Source organism: Pseudoalteromonas sp. JC3, from assembly GCF_030291895.1.
Taxonomy (GTDB): Bacteria; Pseudomonadota; Gammaproteobacteria; order Enterobacterales; family Alteromonadaceae; genus Pseudoalteromonas.
In genome coordinates this window covers 1,225,395-1,248,031 of the sequence record NZ_CP127856.1, presented here as the reverse complement: position 1 = coordinate 1,248,031, position 22,637 = coordinate 1,225,395, and the positions used below count along the sequence as shown (strand labels likewise).

The window sequence follows — 22,637 nt, the reverse complement described above, 5'->3', positions numbered from 1 at the left end:
TAGGTGGCAACATGAACTTATACAAACAGACTATCGCGGCACTTATTGCCGGCACTACACCTTTCGCATTCGCAGATTCCAATTTTGTGAAAGAAGCGGAATTAATGCAAAAAGCACAGAATGTAAATACTTTTCAGAGCGAAATCCCTGGATTGATGAACGATCACATTGTACTAGGTACGGCTTATAACAGTGACCAAAAGCGCTTTTTGAATGTTCAAACTGTCGCAGGGGAAACTGTTGAAACTCTCGGCAATACCCGTGTGCAATTTGAACTAGTAAACAATGGCAGCTATGACGAAGTGCTCCGTCAACTCAATGGTAATGTTGATGTTGATGTTGGCTTTCCAGTCATTCGTGTGAAAGCTGGCGGTCACTTAGCCAAAGAGATGTCCTCGACTGAATTTTCTAATACTTATACTTTCCAAGCATCATTAACACCGAAAAAACGTGTACTTATGCCAGCGGATGCCAACATTGGTTACACCTTGACTCCGTCAGGTAATACGCTAGCAAATGAGTACCAAAGTAAGCTAATGAGCATGGCTGGCGATGGATTTATCAGTGAGATTGAATACGGTGCACAGCTACTCATTAACATGAAAATTGAATACTTAAGTGAGCAGCACAAAAGTGAGATTGGTGGTTACTTAGGGGTAAGTTACGGTGCTGGTAATATTGGTATTAGCGTCGATGGTAAGCTTAATTATATCGACGAAGACCTTAAGAAAAGTGTGCGCATTACCGTCAGAGCCTTACAAAAAGGCGGTGATCCTAAACAGCTTCTCAGCATAATCCCTAACAATATTATCACTTGTTCGCTCGATAACTACGAGCCTTGCTTTACTTTATTTGAGCAAGCAGTGAACTATGCGAAGAACGATTTTGGTAATCAGTTTAATGCATTATCTGATTACAACGTAGTGCGTTACAAGGCTACGCCTTACGAGATCAGCTCACAAGATGTACGTCGTTTAGATTCAGGTAATAAAGATATTCGCTTTGAAACCACTTACCGTACTTTATGGCTTGAAGATCAATTCAAAAAGTCGGTTAATCATGAACACCGTGCGCGTGGTGTACTTGCGCAATACGCTAGTTGGATGACGGATGTACAACGTCAAAAAGCAGAAGGTGTACAAGAAGCGGCTTACAACAATGCATGGATTTATGAGCAATATGCTCGAGTTTGTCGCGATAATCCTTATGGTACAGCTTGTACAGATGCGTGGAACGATTACCTAAATACCTGTAGTGGTAGTGGCGTCGGCTGCATACAAAACTACACGCTTGCCGATCTGAATATACCAGCTGATAACATGACGCAATACTTCAAATGTGAAAATGCCCGAGAAGCAACAGCAAACTTTGGGGTTGAAGAAAATCATGTATCACTTGGGTTTAGACAGTTGGGCTGGGCGCCTTCTTTTGTTGATGCAAATGACCCTGCTGCGGGCGTGATGGTTTGGCTACCATGTAAATCAGCCCTGCCAACTTATGGAACCGCTTTTGAAAATTAGTGTGTCGTAAAAACACTAAGACTCAATTAGTCCAATTGAGGCGTGGCAAGTAATAAACAGTAGAATATTGAATTATTACTTCCACGTCTTTTCCACAGTAAACCATCTACAGGAATTTATGTATGCACTTAAGAACCATATTAATAGTGCTCTGTGGCCTGTTAAGCTTCTATACAAATGCACATACCTATTACTCTTTAAATACTGAGCATGAACAACTCGGACAGGGATTTGAACAGGAATTAGGCATACCGCTTGAATCGTGCCTCGATGGTCAGTGGCAATTTCAAGGTGGTAGCATGGGCGACTTGGCTTATCGTGGCGATTTTGACTCCGACACCATGATCAATACTATTACAGGTAGTGTAAAGGCTGGTATCAACTTAGTTATTTTTGGTGGCTCAGCCAAGTTTTCCATGCGCAGGAAAGTAACCAAAAATAGAAATTCAGCTGCCTCAGCGGTCGAGTTAACCTATGAAAAAGGAAGTTATAACTTTGAAAATCGAACCACCAAACCCGCTTTTGTCGAGCTGCTCAGTACAGATCCAACTCAGATAAGAAACCGCTGTGGTGATAGCTTTATTCACAATATCAAACTTGGTTCTCGTATCTATATTACCGCAAAGCTCCATTTTAAAGATCGCACAAAATACGAATGGTTTCAGACCAAAATCAAAGTGAAGTTTCTATTTTTCAGTAAAACTTTTACTAAAACCAAAGTATTTCAAGAGGCAACCAAAGATGCCGTCTATACGATTCAGGTGAATACCGATGGAGGTATGACGCCGGAACTCGCTAGACTCAGTAAAAATGGCACCATGCACTGCAAAACAGATAACCTAACTCCCTGTATTACATATGCCGACAATCTATTTAGCTACTTACTAGACGGTGGTGATTATGTCGACGACCTTAAAGACGAACATTTAAACGTTTTAAAGTACGAAGTCGAAAGCTATGAAGACTCTGGCCATTATGATCTCGCCTATGCTGGTCAAACAGCAATACCTAACCGCTATATTGCACTTTCCGCCAGACTCAGAAGTTATCAAGATTTAGTGTATGACGAAATAGAAAGGTTGAGTGCATTTAAAGCTGTGTCTGAAGACCCGCTTGAAATCGAACAGCTTACAGCTCGTATTACAGCTCGCAATTCTCAGCGCATTGGGCTCGAGCAAGCTGGCGAATACTGTGCGACTCTGCCTGGCACGACTCTATGCGAGAACCGCATTGAATCGGCAATCGCAAACGTTGATTAAACAACACGCTTATTCCGTTATTCACTCGTCCTTATTATTTTGTTCTCCAACCAATGAGGCTATATAGCCTCGCTTCTCGTTTTAATTATCAATGAGTTATAATGGCTCTAGCAAAATGTACTGCTTCCTTTTAGTCTATTGATTTTTCGTTTTTAAAGTCCATATCTAGAGCACAGAGCTATACCATTGCTAGAAAACATGTGTAATTATTGGAAACTAGTATCTAAATAAAGTACACTTCTGCGCTTTCTGACTATTCAATAAAACAAGATATCAAGATGATCAAAAGCGCTATATACAAAGGAATCGTAACTTCATTGCTTGCATCAACTTTAGTCGCATGTGGCGGTGGAAGTGGCAGCGACAGCAATGATACTGGAACTGACAAACCAATCACACCTACTAACAAAGCCCCAGTAATTGCAAGCATGGCACCAATTACAGCAATGGAAAGAGACTCAATCACAGCCGTTGCCACCGTAACAGATGAAGATGGTGCGATTGATACTTTGCTGTGGGAGCAAACGGCAGGAACAACTGTCGAGCTGATCAACGATAATAACGAAACGCTCGAATTTCGTGCACCTGACATCAATGAAGCGACCACGTTAACTTTTAAGTTAACTGCGACAGACGATAAAGGAAGCGCAAGCTCACAAGAATTAACTGTCAACCTAAATGCTTACGCTCCACTTTCAAGCTTAACGATTTCAGACGCAGCGCTAGCGCAATGTTTATCAGATACACATCAAGACGTAGGTATTTCGGTTGTTGAATGCACAGACTACCCAATTGCAACATTAGCGGGGCTCTCTGGTATTAGTGGTTTATCTACGGTGTCTATTAAAAACGCAGAATTGGATAATCTCGAAGAGTTAGCTCAAATTTCTACGCTCACCGCGTTAAAGCTCGATAACGCGTTTGCCGCAGCCCAGAACAGCTCAAATAATGATGCACATTTAGAACAAATTAGTAAGCTCAATAAACTTGAGTCGTTGTCTATTGTTGAAGCCCAAGAAAGTAACAATTATAGTAAGCGCCTAGATTTTTCTTTGTTAGATTTATCAGGCTTTGCACAGCTTCATACGCTTGAAATAGACAACGAAAGTAACCAATATGAAACTATACAGCTTAGTCAACTTCCAAGTGATAAGCTCACTCGTTTGGCTCTAAGTACTCTAAACATTGATGATAAAAATACTCTAAAACGCTTTAGTAACTTGCAAAGTTTATCTTTGACATATATACAAGATCTGAGCTCGCTGTCATTTTTAAACTCTATACCTAACCTCACAGCATTAACACTTAATATTATCGAAGCCGCTGACTCAACGGCAATAGAAGCTAAAACAAATCTGACAACACTTGAACTCAACGGAACGCAGATTGAAGATTTCTCATTCTTAGAAAAGTTTAGTGAGTTGGAAAAACTAGGTCTTCGTAGTTATTATAGTAATGCTGAGTTTGATATCGCGGACATCAGTGGTAATACGAAGCTGACCTCTTTGTCATTAAACAATTTAACCGTAGATAATGTCAGCAAGCTATCAACTTTTACGGAACTACAATCCTTGTCTTTGGAGTGGTTAAACCTTTCTTCTCTTAGGTTTTTGCAAATGATGCCGAAGTTAACATCATTGAAGCTCAATCAGTTACGCAGCGTTAATGATCTAGGTTGGCTAAGTTTCACACCAAACCTAACCGAATTGTACATTCGTGAATTGGATAATAGCACAGATTTTAGCGCATTATCTGAGCTTGAAAATATGCGCGACCTCACCGTCTACAACGATTACTCAAACTTTGCACTAGATACGTTAAGTAAAATGCAAGCATTAGAAACACTTAACCTAGAGGTTAGTTTATTTGAGGCTTCAACTGAGGCAACTTTACCGAACTTAAAGACATTAAACGTAAAAAGTAACCGATATTCAAACATGGTGAACTTGACTAACTTTCCTGCGCTCGAATCAGCCGAGTTATTAAAAGAATACCATTATAGTAACGAAACCAAAATCACAACACTAGACTCTTTAGGTGTAAACACGAGCCTGAAATCGTTAAAGGTCAGCGGCTTTACTGAACTAGAAGATATCACCCATGTATCTCAATTTGAAAACTTAGAAACTCTCTCTATTAACTATTCTCTAGCGGCTGACATCTCTGACATCGCATCATTAACCAAGTTGAAGTCATTAACACTAAGCAACTTTTCTACGTTTTTTAGAGCAGATATGCTTGCCAGTTTAAACACTCTGGAAAGACTTGAAATACAAAGTAGTGCCATTTATTGTGATGATCAGGAGCTATTAAAATCTCTCGATGGTGTAACAACAAATCTTTCTGACTCTTACTGTATTATAAAGCCGGTCAATTTGAGCTTAATTACAGATGCGGCACTTAAAGAGTGTATGCTAGACCGAAGGTATCAAGATGCTGGCAGTGTTAACTCACTCTCTTGCGATGGCTCAGCAATTGAATCATTAAATGGAATTACACAGTTTGAAGGAATTGAGACTTTAACACTAAGTGGCTCAGTTGACAGTTCGTTGTTACGTGATCCTAGCTTAGCTCAACTCCACACTTTACGGAGTCTAGATATCTATAGACTCACGGGTGAACTAACAGCTAAAGCTACACTGCCTCAATCATTGATCTCCTTTGAGTTAAATACAAATAGCCAAACCGTATATGACTTCGCGCTTTTTGGCTTGCCTACTACCTTAACTTATTTGGACTTGGATAATACCAAGCTGACAAACTATGGTTCACTTAAAGATTACACCGAACTTACCCGCTTAGAGTTGGACAATAGCAACATTTCAGATCTGTCACCGCTATTCGGTTTGACCAATCTACGATACCTAAGCATATGGGGAAATCCAGACATCGACTGTGCTCAAATAGGCAAACTAAAAGAGTCATTACCCAATCTTTGGAATATATCGAGCAATTGTAATTAAGAGCTAAAACGCTAAGCAATTCAAATAAACACAGCCTCATTGCGAGGCTGTGTTTATTTCCACAATAGCCTTCTGTAAATTGTTATTTCAACCCGCTATACTAGCGCAAAAATTTTTTAAGCAAATTTATGGCGCTCAAATCCACCATCATTAAAGCCCAACTATCACTCAGTGATATGGACAGACATGTTTACCAAGACTTTAATTTAACGCTAGCTCAACACCCTTCTGAAAACGAACAACGGTTAATGATCCGTTTACTTGCCTATGCACTGAATGCGTGTGAGGGACTTGAGTTTACTAAAGGCTTATGCGCTGATGATGAACCTGAACTATGGGTTAAGAATTACAGCGAAGAGATTGAGCTTTGGATTGAACTAGGACTGCCTGACGAAAAGCGCCTTAAGAAAGCGTGTAATAAATCAAAGCAAGTGGTCCTCTATACTTATGGCGAAAATAATCAGGCGATTTGGTGGCAAAAACACCAGCCGAAATTATACGACTTTAAAAACCTGAGTATTTTCAGCTTGGATTATAGTGCGACTCAGGCTTTAGCTCAGTTAGCAGATCGTAGTATCAAGCTCACTATTACCATTCAAGATGGCGAAGTATGGGTAAGCTCTGATAGTGCTAATATTGAAATCAAACCACAACAGCTGATGTAACATTTTGCTCAGTGTTAGATGATGTAACTCATTGAAAACTTGATCTCACTGGCAGCGATATCTGCCAGTGCTTTGTTAGAGGTGCTTTACATTAAAGCTTACGCCACACTGAGTCAGTGCCAGGTTGCTGACCGCGCGTCCACCAGCGCGCCTGATATTCAACGCCTAGATAACTCACTTTGTCGCCGCCAGTGTATGCCTTATTAGCACTCCATGAGTTACTGCCATCAGACTTATCTACCAGCTCCCACGCATCACTTTGATCGGGCTTTTGGCCTTTTACCCACCATTTAGCGCGATAGCTTTTGCCCTGATACACTGCGGTATCGCCAGCGGTATAAACTTGATCGGCACGCCATGTGTCACCACTTGGTGGTGCGGTTTGGTTAGTCACTGTGATGGTAAAGCTAACAGTTTTCTCAAATGTGCCATCAGAAACGGTGACTTGCCCTTGATAGTCGGTATTTTGCTGGACCTCAGGCGCAGTCAACGTGATAGTTGCACCGCTACCGCTGTAGCTCAGTGGCGATGGGATCTGCCATGCAAAGGTAAGCGGATCTTTGTCATCATCAAACGCATGAACATGAAGTGATGTGCTTGAGACTTCTTTTAGCGTGATATCGGCAGGGGTATGAACCACAGGGGCGCGGTTTTGTGGCTTAGCTAGAATTGAAAGGTTAAAAGTGTACTGGGGAAAACTTACAAACAGCTGATTAGCAGCGAGTTGCGCAGCATCAAATACAATATTGCCGTCACTTTGTTGTACGCCAATTTGCAGCGTATTCGCATGATTATTATTTAGTGTGCTAGCAAGTTGCGCAGTCCAATGAGTGATATTGCTTTGTGTTATCGACAGTTTTTCTTGTACCAATTCTTGGCCATCACCATCAAACACACGTAGCCATACCGTATCGCCTACATTGGCTTGTTGGCCAGGTTTAATTAAAAATCCAGCAGGCGTCCAACTTACCGGCTCAGTCGGTGTAATATCACGCACTATAGTGACGTCGCTACAATTGTAAAAGCCTTCACCTACAACATCATCACGCTGCCAACGCGTATACAAGATAGCATCTCCGCTAAATTTACTCGGCACCGCGACCTGCATTTCATAATAGCGTTTACCATCTGGCGCAACGAAGAAGTCAACATTGCCATACTCTTGCACTAGCTCTAAATCTTGCCACGCTAGGGGCGTTGACTGAATATCCGCCTCCGGTTTGGTGAGATAAAACTGCCAAAAGCTAGGGTTGTGAGGCGTTGTTGCACGAAATCTCACTTTAATTTGGTTTTGAGCATTTGGCGTTATCGCGGTCCTTTGCCACTCACTCGACGCGATATTCATGCCCGCTTTATTTCTATCGCCACCCGCACAAAGTTGTCCGTCAGGAACAGCAGCCTGTACAGCTTGCAAATTAAAATAATCGGGAACATTCGCTGCAAACTCATGCTTTTGAACAAACTGCATATGTTCAGACGCTAGGTAAGCTGCTCGACATGCCGCGTTCGGGATATTGCTTCCATCTTTTGGCCACCAAAATCCCCCCTGTTCTTCACAAATTGCTTGTCTTGCCTTTGGACTATCCATATAACCATGTGCAAATGCGTTCGATGCTGCCATACCAAGTGCCATGCCAATACTGACTGTTAACATTGAGTTTTTCATTTTCTTCTACTCGTTTTAGAGAAGTAGCCGCCGCCACTTCGATTAAGATTAGAATGAGCGAGAGTCTATCGATGCTTGCCACACGAAATTCAACCTTGTTCTGTGCACCTAGGTTTCGCACGTTGATAAACACAACTTATCTTGTTCGCGCTACTGTGTTTCGACAGTAAAAAACAACGCTGTCATTTTTTAACAACTGATAAGTTCTTGCACGTCCATGGCATGCTCGCCTTCATTTTTTGTAATAGAAAAGTATCCAAGTTAATTTTATTGTAAGAATCAACTCGAATTCGAGGCATTTTACTCAAGCACAAATCAATAACAATAGCTGAGATTATTAATTACATTCAGTACTTTATGGTTAAGTTAAAAATACCTTTACACCATAATTTTGGCCTAAACACCTGTTTACTTTGACTATTACAATAACCAAAACAATTGAAATACTCTATTCCCTAATAATTAACAATCAGAAGGAGCTACTATGTGTAAAGTTTTATCTACATTGGGTACTAGATTACATTTAATAAAAACACTTTATTCTTATCAAAAAAATTAAAAACAACCCTTTTTAAGCAGTCAATTTTTCTACTAGAGCCTTATAATTTGGCTATACTTTGACTTTGCTGCTCACTTGGAAATGATTTTGCGGACGCTATTTACGTTACTATTGCTCATTGTGGTGTTTATCACAGGGTTTATTATGGGTGTGTACACTCTACCTATAATGACGCAACCTCCGGCGGCTAGCCACACAGAAATACTGGCGATCAGTAAAGCCGCAACATACAAAGGCCAATTCAAGAAGGAGCTTAAAGATTCAGACGCATTACACTACGCCACTGGTGAAATTTATTTTACGGATAATCATATTGCATTTGTGGGTGAAATAGCCCCAGGGCCTGATTATCGGCTTTACCTCGCCAAAACATTTATTGAGACAGAAGCCGACTTTAAAGCGCAAAAGCACACCATGGTGGAAATTGCCAACATTAACCAATTTTCACAATTCGTGCAGCGTAAATATCGCCAAGTCGATCTGGCCCAGTTTCAGAGTGCTATTATTTGGTGTGAACATTTTGAGCAGTTTATATCGGCAGCGCCATTACAACGCGTTGGTAGCGAGTAGGACTGAAGGAACTGTTTTACACAGCGATCTTGTGTGGAAGATAAGTCACTCTGCTAGGCTAGTAACCTCTCGCCGGGTAAACCGTCTCCCACAGGGCACTCTACACGTTAGAGTAGGAGCTGCTTTACGCAGCGATCTTGTGTTTCTTATTCAACCAAAATCCTATTAGCTAAGCTAGTAACTGCTCGGCGGGTAAGCCTCCTCCCACAGGGCACTCTACACTTTGGAGTAGGAGCTGCTTTACGCAGCGATGAATCTTCGAAATCTAAGCAAAAAAAGCCACACTGCTAGAGTGTGGCTTGGGAGCATTGCATGGGTGTATTGTTGCAATGATTCTTTCCAGTAATGCGATAAGTTAAGCAGCTTGCTCGTCGTCTTGTCCTAGCCGAATTAGGTAATCAAAAGCGCCTAAGCTTGCTGTCGCCCCACCACCCATCGCAATGATAATTTGCTTAAACGGTGTGGTGGTTGCATCGCCTGCGGCGTAAACGCCAGCTAAACTTGTCGCACCTTTGCTGTCAATTTCGATTTCACCAAAGCGGCTAAGAGCAACTTCACTCGACTTTAACCATTCAGTATTTGGTACAAGCCCAATTTGTACAAAAATGCCAGCCAGTGCCAACGAATGAGCGTCACCGCTGACTCTGTCTATGTAATTAAGACCCGTTACTTTACTACCATCTCCAACTACTTCAGTGGTTTGTGCGTTTTTAATAATGGTAACGTTAGCAAGACTTTTCGCCTTTTTGATCAGCACTTCGTCAGCTCTAAGCGTATCGGCAAATTCTAATACCGTGACGTGTTCAACAATATTTGCCAAGTCGATAGCTGCTTCAATACCCGAGTTACCGCCACCAATAACCGCGACAGGTTTCCCCTTAAATAACGGACCATCGCAATGTGGACAATATGCTACGCCTCTACCCTTGTACTCGGTTTCGCCGGGTACATTCATGCTTCTCCATCGTGCACCTGTAGCCAATACTAAAGATTTGGCCCTTAATACCGCACCGCTTTCAAGCGTGATATCAATGGTTTCGCCTTTGTTAATTGCCGCTGCACGCTGGTTCTTCATCACATCAACGCCATACTGGTTAACATGCTCTTCTAACTGTGCAACCAGCTTAGGGCCTTCAGTTTTTTGCACTGAAATAAAGTTCTCAATACCCAAAGTATCGGCAACTTGGCCGCCAAAACGCTCCGCAACTACCCCTGTATTTAACCCTTTACGAGCAGCATAGATTGCAGCTGAAGCACCAGCAGGGCCGCCACCTACAACGAGCACATCAAACACGTCTTTCTCGTTAAGTAAGGCCGCTTGTTTTTCACCAGCTTTACTATCAAGTTTTAATAAAATATCGCTTAAGCTCACTGCGCCTTGGCTAAATTGCTCACCATTTAAGTACACGGTTGGCACGGCCATGATGTTGCGTGACTCCACTTCTTCTTGGAACAAAGCACCATCAATCATGGTGGTGGTAATATTTGGGTTAACAGCCGCCATGAGATTCAAAGCCTGCACTACTTGCGGACAAGTTTGGCAACTCAGTGAGATGTAAACCTCAAAGTTCAATGCGTTATCTATATTTGTGATCAGTTCGAGATCGTCTGCCGATGCTTTAGTTGCATGACCGCCTGAATGCAATAATGCAAGTACCAAACTGGTAAACTCATGTCCCATAGGAACACCAGCAAACGTAATTTCGCTCTTTGCTTCAACACCACGCACCACCATTTGTGGGATACGTTCACCTTCAATTGATTCAGATAAAGTAATTTTGTCGCTCAATGACGCTAAGTCTTGTGCTAACCCTTTTAGCTCTTGCGATTTTTTACTGTCATCAACGGTAATGACGAGTTCAATCGGACGTTGTAGAGAGCTAAAATGGCTTTGTAGTTGAGTTTTAATTTGGTTGTCTAACATATAAGGTAACCCTCTGCAGAAACTACAGTAAAAATTCGCAAAAACGATGAATTTGATTCATCTAGATGGTTGAGATGGGAGTGCATGCTGCACTCCCCTGACAAATTAGATTTTGCCAACTAGGTCTAGTGAAGGCGCTAGTGTTTCTTCACCTGGCTGCCAAGAAGCTGGACAGACTTCACCATCGTGAGATGCGATGTATTGAGCAGCTTGTACTTTACGTACTAGCTCTTTAGCACTGCGACCAATACCTAGGTCATGCGTTTCGATAACTTTGATTTCGCCCTCTGGGTTGATAACAAAAGTACCGCGAAGTGCCAGACCTTCTTCTTCGATCATCACACCGAAGTTACGAGTAATACGGCCTGTTGGGTCACCAATCATTGGGAATTGGATTTTCTTAATGGTGTCTGACGCATCGTGCCATGCTTTATGCGTGAAGTGCGTGTCTGTCGATACAGAGTAAACTTCTACACCCATTTCTTGTAGCTGTGCGTAGTAGTCAGCTAAGTCACCAAGCTCCGTTGGACATACAAATGTGAAATCCGCAGGGTAAAAGAATACGATTGACCATTTACCTAGTAGGTCTTGCTCAGAAACTTCTACGAAGTCGCCACCATGGTATGCAGTTGCGTTGAATGGTTGAATTTTAGTATTGATTAATGAAGTGCTCATCGCTTTCCTCACTGTTGTTTAGTTTAAATAATGTTGGCGATTACTGTTCGCCTTGGCTTGAGTACAAAGATAAGGGGAAGTGCTGATTAAATAAAATGGATTGTTTGAATCACTGTAATCGGAAAAACTGATAGCTCTCTTATAAGTGATCAACTAATTCAGCATAAGAGTATAAAAATAAGATAATTACGGTATGATCCCAGCAATTAACTACAGCAGAGCGTGACTATGCACCCGTACTTCAATCATATTCAACTTGGTTACTTTGGCTTCATTCCCTTTTTGACTTGTATCGCGTGGACGCTAATGACAGGTGTATCGAGTGACGTGCTTCATGCTTTTCAGTTTTATAGTCTGGGGATTCTAGCTTTTATGGCCGGAAGTTTATGGCGTGCAGGTGAGCAAACCTACAAACAAGCGATACTGGCCGTGATTGTCGTGATCCCTTACCCCTTACTTAGTATTGCAGCACCACAATGGTTGCTTCTCTATCTCGCTATCGCATATTGGCTCGTATATTTTATAGAACGCAGTTCATCCCGCTGGAGTGACTATCATAAAGACTATCAAAAAATGCGAACGGTGCTGACTTCTCTCGTTTTTGTTAGTCATCTATTTATGATTGCTCAAGCACTTGAGTTAAACGCATAAGTGGCTTGCTTCTGAAGCTCAATTAACTATAACTAAAGATAACTGAAGCACCAGAAGCCAAAGTATTTTGATCAAACGCGCGTTACCACCCTTAGTAATATGGATAGCCATCATCTTTTTTGGTGGCTACATGTACTATATTGGTCACTACGAATACGAGAGCTACGAAGAGTTGTTCTGGTTCGGCATTTCTTTCACTTTGTTCAATTTGATCACCAGAGAAATCGCAAATTCGTTCTTACGCATTGCCCTACTTGTGTATTGTGCGGGCCTACTCCTTGATATTATTGATAATTTCACCGACGGCTTTTCCATTCCCTTACTTAACTTTGACACTTCTTTGAAAAATATCGGCTTTTTACTCATCAGCTTTGGTTTTTACTGCATGATCACCAATAAAAGAGCCAGCATTACAGAGCTAAAAAAAGAAGTAGAGAGAAGAAGATTGTTAGAGGAGCGGATGCGGTATGAAGCTGACCATGATGCGATGACAGGCGTGGGTAGTCGTCGCGCATGTTTTGAAGGCTTGCAAACACATCGCTTTGATGATCAATGGCTACTCTACCTCGATTTAGATAATTTTAAGCAAGTGAATGACAACTATGGCCATCATATTGGCGACGAGGTTTTGATTAAGTTTACGCAGAATATGAAAGATTACTTTGGCTTAGATTACAGCTTTCGTATCGGGGGAGACGAATTTATTGCCTATATTAATGCAGTGCTTCCGGATACAGACGAAGTAAGAGCGGCATTATTAAAGGGATTACACGATTACAAAATTAACGTCAGTATTGGAATGGTCAAAGTTGACCCAGCTAAACAAGCTGATCTCATCATCCACGAAGCCGATGAGCATATGTATGGCGATAAGCGCGGTAAATCACTCAGATCTAGTGCTCGAGGATAACACTTAGCATTGTTTTATTGGTTAAATTTCAATGACGCTCAGCGCACCAAAATCCAATCACAATTCTACGCTAACTTCTCTAAATTTATAGCTTTTTTAAAAGCTAAAGAAGTAGCACTATTTTCCAATGATTGCTAAGCTTGCGTTAATATCAAGTTACAAGGGAAAATAACGTGTTTGCAAAACTATTTACAAACAATGAAACCCAACAAGCCTTATTAGCCGCGCAACAAGAGATTGCCAGTTTAAAACATGCGAATGCGCAATTAGTTGCTGAAAATGAATCATTAAAACAAGAAGTTGTAAGCTCACAAGCTGCGCTCAATGATAATACTGACAATCAACTACTGCAGTGTGCATTGACTGGGTTAAGCCAAGTGCAAGGGATCCGCGAAACCGTTCTTGCGAGCTTTATGAGTATTGAAGAAGAAAGCCATTCAATTGAGCAAGTAAACTCCGCCTTTTCTAAATCTGAAACCGCATTGCGTAAAATACTCACGGGAATGGAGCAGCTCGGCGGTAATATGGATAGAATGACCACCAATATTTCTGGCCTATCGCAGATGGCAGATAGCATTAATACCTTTGTTACGACGATTTCAAAAATTTCAGATCAAACGAATCTGCTAGCGCTTAATGCTGCTATTGAAGCAGCCCGAGCGGGTGAAGCTGGCCGTGGCTTTTCTGTTGTCGCCGATGAGGTACGTGCACTGGCAACCAATACCAATGAGTCCGCCAACGAAGTCTCCGATCTGGTCAAGAAGATCATCGATACGACTCACACAACCGTGAGTGCTGTGGAAGAAATTCAAGCGTCTAATATCACGCTGTCTGACAGTATTGGACACTTAAACGATGAATACGAAGGGATTGTAAGTTGTTGTGATTCAATGAAAGACACCATTTTGGTTTCTACCACTCAAACCTTTATCCAGACAGTAAAGCTCGATCATGTCGTATGGAAAGGAGACGTATACAACGTTATTATTGGCAATAGCCATAAAAATATCAGCGACTTTGCCGATCATACGATGTGCCGCTTAGGCAAGTGGTTTAGTGGCGATGGCGCCCAAAAGTTTGGCGGTCACAACGCGTTTAAACGCCTAGAAGCTCCGCATAAAGAAGTCCATAGAGCTGGTGTAGAAGCAATGAAAAAGTTTAAAGCAGGCGATTCTCAAGGCGCAGTAAAACAGCTTAACCAAATGGAACATGCCAGCGTTGAAGTAATGGACTTACTCGATCAACTCGGGCATTGATAAGAAGCACTACAGAGCTTCTCAATTTACCCGCTTAACACGTAGACTGGCAGTCACCGATTGAAAGCGGGTAACTTTTCATGTAATCCTGTGTAGTGGCTCATATCTGATCTTACAGTTTCGATGAATAGGTTTTGACTTTATCTGACAGACAGTTTCGAGCGAATTTGAGACGGTCGCAGTTATTTGGTGTCATTGGCTCACTTCCACAAAGCAGACATTCAGCCAAGTTACTAACATCACCTTAAAAGTTAACTGAAGTCGTTATTGTCGCTAAAACAAGCTGTGGTTGTAGAAGCTAACGTTTCTTATCAGAACATTTGGAAATAACAATATTAATGGCAATAACACCATGAGCCATTAAACCTGTGTTCATACTGGTTGCCATGTTTTCCAAATTAATGAAATCAACCTGATTCAAGCAGTTAAATTATTCACATTGCCACTTAAAACTCAGTAACAACAGTTACGCCAGGTACAGAAGATGAATCCATGGTGGTTAAAGCATCGATCGATTGCTCAAGATTAATGCGCTGACCTATTAGTTTTTCAGGTGCCAGTTTCCCAGAAAGCATCATTGCCAACATGTCTTGATAACGGAAAGCTTGCATACCATGACTTCCAATGATTTCTAGCTCTTGAGCAATTACCTTGCTCATAGGGATATTGGGAGCTGCTTGATCCCCCAGCAGCAAGCCTACTTGGACGTGTTTACCTAAGCTGCGCAGGCATTTGATTGAATTGACACAAGTCACACTGTGGCCAAGTGCATCTAGCGAGACATGAGCGCCACCTCGGGTAAGTGACATAATTGCTTCAGCAACATCGTCAACCTTACTTGCGTTAATGACGGCAACGGCGCCTAAAGAGCGAGCAAGCGTAAGTTTATCTTCAGCAATATCGACGGCAATAACATTTGCACCAATGGAATTGGCGATCATGATGGCAGATAATCCAACGCCCCCACAGCCATGAACAGCAACCCACTGCCCAGCTTTCACTTTACCTTGGTCGACCACGGCTCTAAATGAAGTTACAAATCGACAACCAAGACTTGCTGCTGTAGCAAAATCCATATCGTCAGGTAAGTGAACTAAATTTGTATCGGCATTATTAATCGGTACATATTCGGCAAACGACCCCCAATGAGTAAAACCTGGTTGCGTTTGGGTTGAACAAACCTGTTGGTTACCAGAATGACAATCCGGACAACTTCCACAACCATTTACAAACGGCACAGTTACACGTTCACCCACCTTAAAGTGACGAACATTTTTGCCAACCGCTTCTACCACGCCAGCAAATTCATGTCCCGGCACATGAGGCAACTCAATACCTGAGTCATGACCTTTCCAGCCATGCCAATCACTGCGGCACACGCCTGTAGCTCTAACATTGATAATAACGCCATCATCAGCCAATTCCGGCTCTTTAACATTCATTACTTTTGGTGCTTGACCAAATTTTTCGTAAACAACTGCTTTCATCACCAACCGCCTTATGTATCGAGTTTGTTACCTCGGACTATACTACGAGTTAAAACTGAAATTACCTTGCTAAATTAACTTGAAGGCTGCCAAATAAGGAAATACTCTTTCATATATAACCCACTTAAAGAAAGAGTCTCCCTATGAGTAAGCTAACCAAGATAGACAATGATATTTTGTGGCATATGCAAAGAGATGGTCGCTTGACGAATGCGAAGTTAGCCAACGAACTGGCGATGAGTGAGTCCCCCTGTTGGCGAAGGTTAAAGCGTTTAGAGGAGGAAGGATATATCGAAAGTTACCAAGCCAATTTAGACAGACGTAAGCTAGGGTTTGGTGTATTGGCCTTCGTACAGCTCACTTGCACAGAGCATGACAGTCAAACAACCACCACTTTTGAAGCAGTTATCCAAAATTGCGATCAGGTACTTTCTTGCCACAATACAACAGGTGACGCTGATTTCCTATTACAGGTTGTTGCAAAAGATTTGGATGACTATAGCCAGTTCATCGATAATACCTTACGTAAATTACCAGGGGTTTCGTCTATTCGTTCAAGCTTATCACTGCGAGAACTAAAAGCTTCCTCTAGGCTTCCGATTGGCTAAAAATTGCTATATCCAAAAAAGTTTGGTTTGAGCGTCCGCTATCACAATTAGATTTGAGATATTAAGAGCTATAGAGCGGCAGTTGTTGGCACATATGCGACTGTCAGATTTGATTGAGTTTTATTATTCGAATCTGACAGATCAAATTAAGACTTATTCAAATCCTGAGCTGGTACACATTATTCAAACACACAACTCTCCTCAATTAATGCAAGTAACGCTTCTTCAAACGTTTCATACTCATCAATTATTTCCCAAGTAACTCTATCTATGACAGCATAGAGTCGGGTGTTCAAATTGAAAACTACACGACTCATGTTTTCATCAGCATATGCAATAAATTGCTTCAGGGAGTACTCTTCATAAAATGATTCATTGGCTTCAATTATACCTGGTAGATAAATTGGACTTTCGATGGTGTTTGCACCATACACGTTTAAACCATTTACAGAAAAACCATTTGAAATTTTTAATAATTCTATAAACTGGTCTGATATTTTCCTCTTAAACAATCTTAATGAGTTTTCTTGCAGCTTTATAAGTTGTTTCTCAGTTGCAGGAGGAAGTAAAAAACCTTCTTGGTATTGCGATTCTTCTATTTTGTTTTTCTGTTCGATCAAATTGATTAGTACGCTCATCATCATCTCACTTAGGATAAACCAAACCTTCGGGAATTGGCCAATCGACGTTTATTGTTTCATAGTGCGTCATTTTTAAAACGAAAGCAGCAAAAGAAATTTGGTGAGGAGTGTAGGCTAGGAAGATGATCGAACCTAGCCTTGCAACATCTATGTATTTAAAGGACTTAAAAAAGTGCTATTGGTTATGGGGTAATTGGTTAGATAGCGCAACGATATCGGCCATAACACGCTTCTCTCCAAGGTCTGCTAAGAAAGCTAAATGTTCCGTGGCTTTTACCTTTTGAAGATTCTCAAGCTTAGGTTCGCCACCAAGGGCAAGAGCTGGCACAAAGCCATAGATTTCTCCATTTTCTAGAGGACCTAACTTCTCCAAAGCTCGTTCAAATAAAAGCCTATCATCAAGGTCTTTCTCATCAACAAGGTCCTTTGACATCGTAGCAAAAAATAACTCTATACATCGTTCAGAGCCAAACTTATTAAGGTCTTCAGTTTTGTTGGTAGGTAAAATCATTGCATAACCTGGGTTGATTTTAATACTTTGACCCGATGTTTCCCCCCAAATAAACATTCGACCAAAAGCTCCAATTGCGATTACGTGGTACTTATCAACCCCTCGTAATTGTCTCTCTTCGAACTCAGTACCGCGCAACCAATACGCTAAAGCTTCTTCATACTCTTTTGGATTTACGGTCCAGAATATGCCTTTCCCCCAACTGGAAAAGCCATACTCTAGCCAGTAGTCGAGTAATTTTTTGGGTAATTTATCATGATAAAAGTCCAAAACCTCCTGTGAGGTTTCAATTGAGTGGGTAGCCGGCCCAAAACCTTTATAGTTATAAAAATTGTCAAAAAACTTATTCATTATTTGCACCTATGTAGGTTCATATTTAACTTTGTATCGGGACCAAGTGTAGAGAGTGCCTTTTTTGCCTCAATATCCATTATTTCAACTCGACTCGATGTAGTCTTCATACCGTTGTCGTCAAAGCCGTTATTATTCCATTGCGCGCCAATAGATTGGTTCACACTTGCATCCCCTAATTCAACGACCTCATCTAATCCGCCCGCTATCATATCAGGGTTATGTAGCGCATGAAGGGTTTTCATATCTTTACTCGCGAGCTGCTTGGCTTGCTTGATGGCTTCATCTCCAAAATACTCACCGCTATTAATAAGCTTTTCCTCGTACTTTAAAATAAGTTCGTTCTTAAAGTCTTCTCTTGCTTTCTTTTGTGCTTTCCCAGTTCCTTTTCGTCCAATCTTTTTAAAAGCGTCGCGATTATCAAGGTATTCTTTTACTGTCATGTTATTAAGCCCTTTCATTTGGCCTTCTAACTGTCGGTCGTATTCTTGTACAGTGCCTTTATCGTTCTTCTTAAAGCAAGCTACTTTATGTTGCGGCATACGTTTTATTGCAGCCCCCGGCAACTCATTTCCTTTTGGCGGCTCCAATTCATCTGCTTTGGCTTTGGTGGGCTTGTCGGTGACGCCTCGAATTGGTGGTTGGCCTTGATATTCATCCAGTGCTTTATTAACTCGCTGTCCGATTTCTTGGGCGGCTTGTTGCATATGCTGGTCGATTTTGGGGGTGACCTCGTCTAGGCGTTTAACCGTGGCTTGCATGCCTTCGATAGCGGCGTCTGGAAGCAGTAGGTCGTAGTGCCAACTGCTAGACATTTCATCAAGTGAATCGCGCAGGCCTTTGACGATGTTTTTAACTTCCGTGGCGGATTGTTTTCCTAGGTCTTGCCAGTTGATGTCTCTTAGGTATTTAACTGGGTCGCCTTTGCCGAGCTTGCGTAGTACGGCAAGCGCAGCGGAGAGTGATTCTCCGGTATTTTTTAAGATAACCTTGTCTATGGTTGTGACATGTCTTGGGCCTCTATTGGTGGCTTTGAATAACCCCTACAGCCTCTGATTTTGAAGGTAGTGAAACGATGTTAGTATTTTCAATTAACTCGGACACGCGAAGCGCTAAGAAGTTATGAGTTGAGCTGGTGATCCTGACTATTTAATAAAAGCTTTTATCTTAGATGTGTTGTACTAATATTCGCCGAAAATCAGCGAACACAGCTTTCGAATAATATCATTGCTTTCTAGCTCGTTCATTTAGAACTTTAAGTAAGTCAGAATCGCCTTTTACCCAGAACTTGTCATCATCAGGAAAAATATTCTCTGGGTACTCATTTGCAAAATCTATAAATTCACCGTTCCAATGTTGTGGTATGTACTTTTCCATTTGCACGCCCTCATGATAAAATGCGGCTACACTTTTAGCATCAAAGTCGATAAACATGATAGGGAATAAATCAGCAACATCCCACCAAGATCTAGCTGATGGGAACCTAGATGCCAGTCTCTTACTTAGTTCGCTGCAACTTATTTCATTACCTTGAATTTTATCCAGAAAAGTTTCTACATTATTTTCATCTAAAGTATGGAGGCCAAACCTATCAGAGTCGTCAAGCTCTGGAACTTGAGATCCATTTTCTATAAAAGCGTCTCTTAGTTTTACCAAATCTAATATCCATAACTCTCGTTCACCCTTAAACCAGCGAATTTTACTTTGATAGCGTATAACTACTATTACTACTTCGTTAATCATGACTAATAAAAATATTTTTAATGATAAGTTAACTTACTTAGAAAATACTCACGTTATTTTTAATAAATAGATATGGATTCACATCCACTTGAGATTCTAATCATCTTCCTCATAAGCAAATGAACCGATAAAAACAGGGTCACTTTGAACAGAGCGTGTTATTTTTTTAGGGTCATAATCAAAATCAAACTGACAAATAAGCCACCTTGCTTTGGTAATACCGATTGACTTAGCAGAGTCTATGGCACTTTTTTCAAAGGAACTTGCATAAGATATTTCTGTAAAAAGTTCTGCAATATCGACAATTCCTGATTCTATATACTCAGATTCTTGATTTGCTAAGTCATAATAACCAACGCCACACAGATCTTGTAGAACATCAACTTCTATAGATTCATCCGCAGCTTCAACTCCAAGCCATATAGAAACGACACCTTCTTTTTCAAACCCTTGAGTATAATAGTCGTCTTCTTCTAGGCATTCCTCTTTGGTCATTTTAGTGCGCCTTATTTATGAAATCCCTTGGGCAATGAAATATAACCACCTTCAACCCACTTTCTGATATTGTTTTTAAGGATCTAGACTTTCAGATCTTTTTATTATTTTTTGCAATTGATTGTAGATCTTTTCGAGTTTGGAGCTCTCGATCCCAGGGTGAGAGCATACAGTGTTAACTACCATTAACACTGAAGGTCAGCTCTGCCTCAAGTTCATCGTCAATTGAGGTTCGTACATATTTGCGACGTATCGAATCTTCACGACCAGTGTGTTTTACAAAGTTATAAACAACCGGTCTGAACAGTGCGGTTTTCCGCCGAAATTGGTTCACTTTTCTGACAAGCACCTTTCTTAATTACGACATCTAATACCCAATGCTAATAAGGGGGACGCAGACTAACCGTTTATATTACCTATAATTCAGCCTAGCAGAGACGTTCAACAAAAGCTTCAAAACTATCCGAAACTAGTACAAAAACAGGACTTAATTCATCTGATTCATTATGATCCCAGAGTACAACTGACGGCTCAATAACGCTATCTTTGAAGTTTAAACATAAAAAGTCTCCACCAAAAACATGAGCAAAAGGAAGTAGCTCAGCACCCACTAAATCTTCATTGTCGGTTAGGCGCTCTTCAATCTGAGCGAGCACCACTTTTATTTCGTATTGCATAATATCGTCTGACAAATTTGAATCGTTTGTGATAAGAAGTGTTCGCTCAATCAACCGCTCCTCATTGTCTATGTCGTAAGTTAACCCTTCAAAAGCAACGCCATTGTTGTTGCGGAAAAACTCGATAAATGAATGTGGAAGTTTAACTCTGCAAAAGCTTTCCAATTCAAATATGCTTGAGTTATTTAACTCATAAGAGTCATTACGTTTAGTGATCATATATAACCTCTATTTTTTGCTGTATGCCCAATGGCCTTTCGACCTTCCACCTTGGTGGTTAATCATATTATGAGGACCAAAAGGAACCAACTCCATAACACCAGGAATCTCTGAGTGATGCCAAGTGTTACCATCTCTCATACCTACAGGCAACTTTTCATCGAGCCACTTAAATTGAATGTAATCTGATTTTTTCCATAGTCCTTCTGGCAATTCTAACTTTGCTTTAATTAAACCAGCTGACGCAACGTCAGGGTATTTTGTTCCAGATTTAAACGAAACATTAGGAACCAAGCCTTTATCAATAGCCTTTTGCTTGATTGCTCTTTTTTCTTTAATAGTAAGCTTATCGCCTTCTGGAAAATCTTTCCAAGACCAAGGTTTATTTGAATTAATTAAACTCGCATAATCGGAAGCTCGTATCTCTAGTTTTTCAGCTGCTAACAACTTGTTTTGACCACTGGGCAGCTCATTCCCTTTTGGTGGTTCCAACTCATCGGCTTTGGCTTTGATGGACTTGTCGGTAACGCCTCGAATTGGTTGTTGGCCTTGATATTCATCCAGTGCTTTATTAACTCGCTGTCCGATTTCTTGGGCGGCTTGTTGCATATGCTGGTCGATTTTGGGGGTGACGTCGTCTAGACGTTTAACCGTGGCTTGCATGCCTTCGATAGCAGCGTCTGGGAGTAGTAGGTCGTAGTGCCAACTGGTAGACATGTCATCAAGTGGATCGCGCAGGCCTTTGACGATGTTTTTAACTTCCGTGGCGGATTGTTTTCCTAGGTCTTGCCAGTTGATGTCTCTTAGGTATTTAACTGGGTCGCCTTTACCGACTTTTCTTTGGGTAAAAAGCCGCAGTACAGCAAGCGCAGCAGAGAGAGATTCTCCGGTATTTTTTTAAGATAACTTTGACTATGGTTATGATATGTCTTGGGTCTTTATTTACGGCTTTGTCTTACCACTGCATTCCATCTCAATAAAGCAGTTGAAAGTTAGCTACCTCAGCTTCTCTAATTAAAAATGTACATGAAAGCAACAGAAGAAATTTGATGAGAAATGTAGGCTAGGAGGATGATTGAACCTAGCCTTGCAACATTTATGTATTTAAAGGACTTAAAAAAGTGCTATTGGTTATGGGGTTAATTGGTTAGATAGCGCAACGATATCAGCCATAACACGCTTCTCTCCAAGGTCAGCTAGGAATGCCAAATGTTCCGTGGCTTTTACCTTTTGGAGATTCTCAAGCTTAGGTTCGCCAGCAAGGGCAAGAGCTGGCACAAAGCCATA

21 protein-coding genes are annotated in these 22,637 nt (G+C 41.2%); 9 read left to right on the top strand and 12 right to left on the bottom strand.

Going from position 1 to position 22,637, the window contains the following annotated elements:
* Positions 1-11: 11 nt before the first annotated feature.
* From QSH61_RS24085 to QSH61_RS24070, 4 genes are all read left to right on the top strand, one after another.
* On the top strand, positions 12-1,520 hold the full coding sequence (locus QSH61_RS24085; RefSeq protein WP_174170648.1) for a hypothetical protein: 1,509 nt from the start codon (positions 12-14) through the stop codon (positions 1,518-1,520).
* Between the two features lie 122 nt (positions 1,521-1,642).
* Positions 1,643-2,779, top strand: coding sequence for a hypothetical protein (locus QSH61_RS24080; protein ID WP_206471170.1), 1,137 nt, complete (start codon positions 1,643-1,645; stop codon positions 2,777-2,779).
* A 278-nt stretch (positions 2,780-3,057) separates the two neighbouring features.
* Positions 3,058-5,742, top strand: a complete 2,685-nt coding sequence (locus tag QSH61_RS24075) for a PKD domain-containing protein (RefSeq protein ID WP_206471171.1) — start codon at positions 3,058-3,060, stop codon at positions 5,740-5,742.
* A 128-nt stretch (positions 5,743-5,870) separates the two neighbouring features.
* On the top strand, positions 5,871-6,407 hold the full coding sequence (locus QSH61_RS24070) for a YaeQ family protein (protein ID WP_010607423.1): 537 nt from the start codon (positions 5,871-5,873) through the stop codon (positions 6,405-6,407).
* A 91-nt stretch (positions 6,408-6,498) separates the two neighbouring features.
* On the opposite strand, the gene QSH61_RS24065 is transcribed toward QSH61_RS24070, so the two are convergent.
* Entirely contained in the window at positions 6,499-8,073 is a 1,575-nt protein-coding gene (locus QSH61_RS24065) for a lytic polysaccharide monooxygenase (protein ID WP_206471172.1), read from the bottom strand.
* Positions 8,074-8,713: 640 nt separating this feature from the next.
* Here QSH61_RS24065 and QSH61_RS24060 point away from each other — a divergent pair.
* Positions 8,714-9,202: a DM13 domain-containing protein gene (locus QSH61_RS24060; protein ID WP_174170644.1), complete on the top strand. Its 489-nt coding sequence runs from the start codon at positions 8,714-8,716 to the stop codon at positions 9,200-9,202.
* A gap of 355 nt (positions 9,203-9,557) precedes the next feature.
* On the opposite strand, the gene ahpF is transcribed toward QSH61_RS24060, so the two are convergent.
* Together ahpF and ahpC are read right to left on the bottom strand one after the other, a co-directional pair.
* Complete coding sequence (gene ahpF, locus QSH61_RS24055; protein ID WP_174170643.1) at positions 9,558-11,126, bottom strand: alkyl hydroperoxide reductase subunit F; 1,569 nt, start codon at positions 11,124-11,126, stop codon at positions 9,558-9,560.
* 105 nt (positions 11,127-11,231) lie between these two features.
* Positions 11,232-11,801, bottom strand: a complete 570-nt coding sequence (ahpC, locus tag QSH61_RS24050) for an alkyl hydroperoxide reductase subunit C (protein WP_010377859.1) — start codon at positions 11,799-11,801, stop codon at positions 11,232-11,234.
* Positions 11,802-12,029: 228 nt separating this feature from the next.
* Between ahpC and QSH61_RS24045 the strand changes: the two genes are divergently transcribed.
* From QSH61_RS24045 to QSH61_RS24035, 3 genes are all read left to right on the top strand, one after another.
* Positions 12,030-12,452, top strand: a complete 423-nt coding sequence (locus tag QSH61_RS24045; RefSeq protein ID WP_206471173.1) for a DUF3429 domain-containing protein — start codon at positions 12,030-12,032, stop codon at positions 12,450-12,452.
* A gap of 130 nt (positions 12,453-12,582) precedes the next feature.
* On the top strand, positions 12,583-13,362 hold the full coding sequence (locus QSH61_RS24040) for a GGDEF domain-containing protein (protein ID WP_010607418.1): 780 nt from the start codon (positions 12,583-12,585) through the stop codon (positions 13,360-13,362).
* A 173-nt stretch (positions 13,363-13,535) separates the two neighbouring features.
* A complete protein-coding gene (locus QSH61_RS24035) occupies positions 13,536-14,618 on the top strand; it encodes a methyl-accepting chemotaxis protein (RefSeq protein WP_010607417.1) in 1,083 nt (360 codons plus the stop codon).
* A 446-nt stretch (positions 14,619-15,064) separates the two neighbouring features.
* On the opposite strand, the gene QSH61_RS24030 is transcribed toward QSH61_RS24035, so the two are convergent.
* Entirely contained in the window at positions 15,065-16,105 is a 1,041-nt protein-coding gene (locus tag QSH61_RS24030; protein WP_125254461.1) for a zinc-dependent alcohol dehydrogenase family protein, read from the bottom strand.
* Positions 16,106-16,248: 143 nt separating this feature from the next.
* On the opposite strand from QSH61_RS24030, the gene QSH61_RS24025 reads away from it, so the two are divergent.
* Entirely contained in the window at positions 16,249-16,713 is a 465-nt protein-coding gene (locus QSH61_RS24025) for an Lrp/AsnC family transcriptional regulator (RefSeq protein ID WP_125254462.1), read from the top strand.
* 179 nt (positions 16,714-16,892) lie between these two features.
* Here QSH61_RS24025 and QSH61_RS24020 read toward each other — a convergent pair whose 3' ends face one another.
* From QSH61_RS24020 to QSH61_RS23980, 8 genes are all read right to left on the bottom strand, one after another.
* Positions 16,893-17,351, bottom strand: a complete 459-nt coding sequence (locus QSH61_RS24020) for a YrhA family protein (protein ID WP_248298622.1) — start codon at positions 17,349-17,351, stop codon at positions 16,893-16,895.
* A 178-nt stretch (positions 17,352-17,529) separates the two neighbouring features.
* A complete protein-coding gene (locus QSH61_RS24015) occupies positions 17,530-18,216 on the bottom strand; it encodes a GAD-like domain-containing protein (RefSeq protein ID WP_010377850.1) in 687 nt (228 codons plus the stop codon).
* A complete protein-coding gene (locus QSH61_RS24010) occupies positions 18,216-19,031 on the bottom strand; it encodes a polymorphic toxin type 15 domain-containing protein (protein ID WP_227387791.1) in 816 nt (271 codons plus the stop codon). The genes QSH61_RS24015 and QSH61_RS24010 overlap by 1 nt, the downstream gene beginning before the upstream one ends.
* 409 nt (positions 19,032-19,440) lie before the next feature.
* Positions 19,441-19,959 carry a group-specific protein gene (locus QSH61_RS24005; protein WP_206471176.1) on the bottom strand — a complete coding sequence of 173 codons (519 nt, stop codon included), beginning with the start codon at positions 19,957-19,959 and terminating at the stop codon, positions 19,441-19,443.
* 96 nt (positions 19,960-20,055) lie between these two features.
* Positions 20,056-20,454, bottom strand: coding sequence for an immunity 22 family protein (locus tag QSH61_RS24000; protein ID WP_206471177.1), 399 nt, complete (start codon positions 20,452-20,454; stop codon positions 20,056-20,058).
* 428 nt (positions 20,455-20,882) lie between these two features.
* Complete coding sequence (locus QSH61_RS23990; protein WP_206471178.1) at positions 20,883-21,350, bottom strand: SMI1/KNR4 family protein; 468 nt, start codon at positions 21,348-21,350, stop codon at positions 20,883-20,885.
* Between the two features lie 9 nt (positions 21,351-21,359).
* Positions 21,360-22,067, bottom strand: a complete 708-nt coding sequence (locus tag QSH61_RS23985; protein ID WP_227387789.1) for an HNH endonuclease signature motif containing protein — start codon at positions 22,065-22,067, stop codon at positions 21,360-21,362.
* A 414-nt stretch (positions 22,068-22,481) separates the two neighbouring features.
* Positions 22,482-22,628 carry a T6SS immunity protein Tdi1 domain-containing protein gene (locus QSH61_RS23980; protein WP_233525243.1) on the bottom strand — a complete coding sequence of 49 codons (147 nt, stop codon included), beginning with the start codon at positions 22,626-22,628 and terminating at the stop codon, positions 22,482-22,484.
* Positions 22,629-22,637 lie beyond the last annotated feature (9 nt).